The sequence below is a fragment of the Bartonella sp. AP30XZML genome (assembly GCF_042195945.1).
Lineage (GTDB): Bacteria > Pseudomonadota > Alphaproteobacteria > Rhizobiales > Rhizobiaceae > Bartonella.
On record NZ_JBHIPJ010000091.1, the window covers coordinates 1 to 1943 of the forward strand.

Below are 1943 nucleotides of genomic sequence, written 5' to 3' on the forward strand. Positions count from 1 at the left end.
ATGGTTCCTAATTCACGGGGTGATTTAGCTTTTTGACGATAATATTCCAACAGAGAGCGTAAAGTGACGAGTTCATTATCAGAATGATGAGAGCGAAGCATAAAGGATAAACTCCATAACTATCTACGATACAGATTAATTCTCTTCAAAAGAATCGAAATGAAGCTTATTAAATCCATTTTGAGCAAATGGTGAAAAAAATGTAGAAAAATGCGAAAAAACGGATAAATTTTTTCAAAAGGGGTTTTAAAAGATTGTTTATCCACAGCCCATGGCATGGAATAAGATCAGCAAAGTAGTAAAATTTGCTATTCGTTTCACGGGTTAATCAAGATAAATGTACTACGTGCTTTAAAATATCAGAATGAGTACTTTGATAGGTTTTATAGAGAGGTTTTGTAGGTTCTTAAAACCCCCAAAACCCCTACAAAACCCCTTTTTATATATATCATAGATTGTATTTACAGATTGTATTTAATATAGGTTGTTTATTTAAAACATTAACATATTGAAATATAATGATTTTTATTTTTGTTTAAAAAAATAAAATAATACGTATAAAAAACACCCCCAAAACTTATAATGGGGAGTGCTTTGAAGAGTTNCGGTCGACCGCTTTGAGAGCTCTTGTCTCCAGAGATTTCACGTATATAGTTACAACGGCATAAAAGCTCTAAAGCTTGCTTAACGGTTTGATTATCTTTTAAATGCGTCCAACTTCTTTGATGAATATCACGTAAAGTAAAGACAGCGGGTAAATGATCACAACGTTCGACAATTAATTTTGCCCCCTCTGTTGCTAAGCTATTCGCCGCCGCATAAAGCCTTTTGACATGACTTAACAAATATTTTTCCCATCACAAGGCTGTTTGAAGGGCATCTTTATTGATTTCAAAACGCCCCCCTTCGGTTAATTCAAAAATCAATGCAAGGCTTACTATGGTCTTAGGCATTTTCAAAAGATGCGCTTGTAAGCTTTCTGAAAGGTTGTTCTCTTTGGCTTCTTTAAAAATCTTTTGCATCCATTCACGAAAGATCTCTTGAGCTTCAGCAGAAAAGCGCATCACAAGAGGGTGTTCTGGTGAACCAAGGGGTTTATCATAAAGAGAACGAAATGCCCCTTCATAAGTTTCCCATGCCTCTTGATTGGGAGGTCTATCAACCCATTTCCAATCTTTTGTCTCATCGGGAAAGACCAGCATTTGAAAGCGTTGTAAGAAACCATCATTGCCTTTGCCATATAAAACATTGCGTATAAAGGGGAGAATGCGAGAGGGTTGAATGCCCCCTATAATAGAAACGGTTGCATTGGGAATAAAAATGGTTCCACGCCCTATACGGTCATAAGTAAATTGACCATCTCCATTAAAAGCTTCCAAATAAAAGGCACGGTCTGTTTGATATTCCTTGCGTTCCATATCTGTTAAGAAACCGGATAATTCATCACGCACCATCAAGAGACCACGGGGATTTTCTTTTAAAAGTTCCCCAAGCTTTTCCACGGTCACATCATTGACAATAAAACGAGAGACATCCTCATCACGCGCATTGTCTTTAGAGAGGGTTTCAGACAAAAGAGCATGGGCTGTTTCAAGATCTCCTTTTTTTATTGCTTTATGGGCTTGTTTTTTCTTTTCGGATTTGTCTAAAGTTTCAAGTATCTCTTCAATTTCTTGTCTCTCTTTCTGCTTTAGCCACTCTTTATACCATTTCTTTTGAAGGCAAGTGATAGGAGTTAAAGCGGCTTGCATGGTAGGTGTTTTCATGGTTGAAGGTTGACCAATAAGAGCGCCCCAGAGATTAGGGACAATCTTCCAATCATCATGTTGTTTTGGAGCAATCCGCACGCCATTGCCGATGAGAGCAGCCAAGCCACACAAAGCAGCGACAGCCACAAAATCGAGAGGCGCTTGTTGACGGTCAGCAACGTCATAAACATAGCG

The 1943-nt window shown here is 38.0% G+C and carries 1 pseudogene; it reads right to left on the reverse strand.

From position 1 onward, the window contains the following. Positions 1 to 500: 500 nt before the first annotated feature. Positions 501 to 1943: pseudogene (locus ACFIL2_RS06490) on the reverse strand (YfjI family protein); the annotation flags it as partial.